This is a genomic window from Guptibacillus spartinae, from assembly GCF_028610625.1.
Taxonomy (GTDB): domain Bacteria; phylum Bacillota; class Bacilli; order Bacillales; family Guptibacillaceae; genus Guptibacillus; species Guptibacillus spartinae.
In genome coordinates this window covers 1-2952 of the sequence record NZ_JAQQWU010000034.1, presented here as the reverse complement: position 1 = coordinate 2952, position 2952 = coordinate 1, and the positions used below count along the sequence as shown (strand labels likewise).

The following is a 2952-nucleotide window of genomic DNA, read 5'->3' as shown; positions in this document are numbered from 1 at the left end:
GGTTAAGCCCTCGATCGATTAGTATTCGTCAGCTCCACGTGTTGCCACGCTTCCACCCCGAACCTATCTACCTCATCATCTCTAAGGGATCTTACCAGCTTAATGCTGTGGGAAATCTCATCTCGAGGGGGGCTTCATGCTTAGATGCTTTCAGCACTTATCCCTTCCACACGTAGCTACCCAGCTATGCTCCTGGCGGAACAACTGGTACACCAGCGGTGTGTCCATCCCGGTCCTCTCGTACTAAGGACAGCTCCTCTCAAATTTCCTGCGCCCGCGACGGATAGGGACCGAACTGTCTCACGACGTTCTGAACCCAGCTCGCGTACCGCTTTAATGGGCGAACAGCCCAACCCTTGGGACCTACTTCAGCCCCAGGATGCGATGAGCCGACATCGAGGTGCCAAACCTCCCCGTCGATGTGGACTCTTGGGGGAGATAAGCCTGTTATCCCCAGGGTAGCTTTTATCCGTTGAGCGATGGCCCTTCCATGCGGAACCACCGGATCACTAAGCCCGACTTTCGTCCCTGCTCGACTTGTAGGTCTCGCAGTCAAGCTCCCTTGTGCCTTTACACTCTGCGAATGATTTCCAACCATTCTGAGGGAACCTTTGGGCGCCTCCGTTACATTTTAGGAGGCGACCGCCCCAGTCAAACTGCCCACCTGACACTGTCTCCGCACCGGATCACGGTGCTGGGTTAGAATGTCAGTACAGCCAGGGTAGTATCCCACCGACGCCTCCATCGAACCTGGCGGTCCGACTTCTATGGCTCCTACCTATCCTGTACAAGCTGTACCAAAATCCAATATCAGGCTACAGTAAAGCTCCATGGGGTCTTTCCGTCCTGTCGCGGGTAACCTGCATCTTCACAGGTACTATAATTTCACCGGGTCTCTCGTTGAGACAGTATCCAAGTCGTTGCACCTTTCGTGCGGGTCGGAACTTACCCGACAAGGAATTTCGCTACCTTAGGACCGTTATAGTTACGGCCGCCGTTTACTGGGGCTTCGATTCAGAGCTTCTCCCGTAAGGGATAACCCCTCCTCTTAACCTTCCAGCACCGGGCAGGTGTCAGCCCCTATACTTCGCCTTACGGCTTTGCAGAGACCTGTGTTTTTGCTAAACAGTCGCTTGGATCTTTTCACTGCGGCTCCCCTGGGCTATAAACCCGAGGAAGCACCCCTTCTCCCGAAGTTACGGGGTCATTTTGCCGAGTTCCTTAACGAGAGTTCTCCCGATCGTCTTAGGATTCTCTCCTCGCCTACCTGTGTCGGTTTGCGGTACGGGCACCTCTTTCCTCACTAGAGGCTTTTCTTGGCAGCGTAGAATCAAGGACTTCGGTACTAAATTTCCCTCGCCATCACGACTCAGCCTTCACGGTGAACGGATTTACCTATTCACCAGCCTAATCGCTTGGACGCGCATTTCCAGCAGCGCGCTCTCCCTATCTTTCTGCGTCCCCCCGTCGTTCAAACGGAAAGGAGGTGGTACAGGAATATCAACCTGTTATCCATCGCCTACGCCTTTCGGCCTCGGCTTAGGTCCCGACTAACCCTGAGCGGACGAGCCTTCCTCAGGAAACCTTGGGCTTTCGACGGACAAGATTCTCACTTGTCTTTCGCTACTCATACCGGCATTCTCACTTCTAAGCGCTCCACCAGTCCTTTCGGTCTGACTTCACAGCCCTTAGAACGCTCTCCTACCATTGTCGTAAGACAATCCACAGCTTCGGTGATACGTTTAGCCCCGGTACATTTTCGGCGCAGCGTCACTCGACCAGTGAGCTATTACGCACTCTTTAAATGATGGCTGCTTCTAAGCCAACATCCTGGTTGTCTAAGCAACGCCACATCCTTTTCCACTTAACGTATACTTTGGGACCTTAGCTGGTGGTCTGGGCTGTTTCCCTCTCGACTACGGATCTTATCACTCGCAGTCTGACTCCCGCGGATAAATCGTTGGCATTCGGAGTTTGACTGGATTCGGTAATCCGGTAAGGACCCCTAGTCCAATCAGTGCTCTACCTCCAAGATTCTTGCCGCGAGGCTAGCCCTAAAGCTATTTCGGAGAGAACCAGCTATCTCCAGGTTCGATTGGCATTTCACCGCTACCCACACCTCATCCCCGCATTTTTCAACATGCGTGGGTTCGGGCCTCCATTCAGTGTTACCTGAACTTCACCCTGGACATGGGTAGATCACCTGGTTTCGGGTCTACGACCACGTACTATTTCGCCCTATTCAGACTCGCTTTCGCTGCGGCTCCGCCTTCTCGGCTTAACCTTGCACGGGATCGTAACTCGCCGGTTCATTCTACAAAAGGCACGCTGTCACCCATTAACGGGCTCCAACTAGTTGTAGGCACACGGTTTCAGGTTCTCTTTCACTCCCCTTCCGGGGTGCTTTTCACCTTTCCCTCACGGTACTGGTTCACTATCGGTCACTAGAGAGTATTTAGCCTTGGGAGATGGTCCTCCCGGATTCCGACGGGGTTTCACGTGTCCCGCCGTACTCAGGATCCGTCTCGGAGGGCAGCGGATTTTGACTACAGGATTGTTACCTTCTCTGATGGACCTTTCCAGGTCGCTTCGTCTATCCGTGCCTTTGTAACTCCAAAGAGACGTCCTACAACCCCAGAGGGCAAGCCCTCTGGTTTGGGCTGATTCCGTTTCGCTCGCCGCTACTCAGGAAATCGCATTTGCTTTCTCTTCCTCCGGGTAATGAGATGTTTCAGTTCCCCGGGTCTGCCTTCCATTCCCTATGTATTCAGAAATGGATACCATCCTATTAAAGATGGTGGGTTCCCCCATTCGGAAATCTCCGGATCAAAGCGTACTTACAGCTCCCCGAAGCATATCGGTGTTCGTCCCGTCCTTCTTAGGCTTCTAGTGCCAAGGCATCCACCGTGCGCCCTTAGTAGCTTAACCTTCGATTTGTTAGGCATTGCTGCC

General features: G+C 53.3%; 1 rRNA gene. It reads right to left on the bottom strand.

The features are described 5' to 3' along the window. Positions 1 to 2928 (bottom strand): 23S ribosomal RNA (locus PQ511_RS23505); the annotation flags it as partial. Positions 2929 to 2952: the final 24 nt, after the last annotated feature.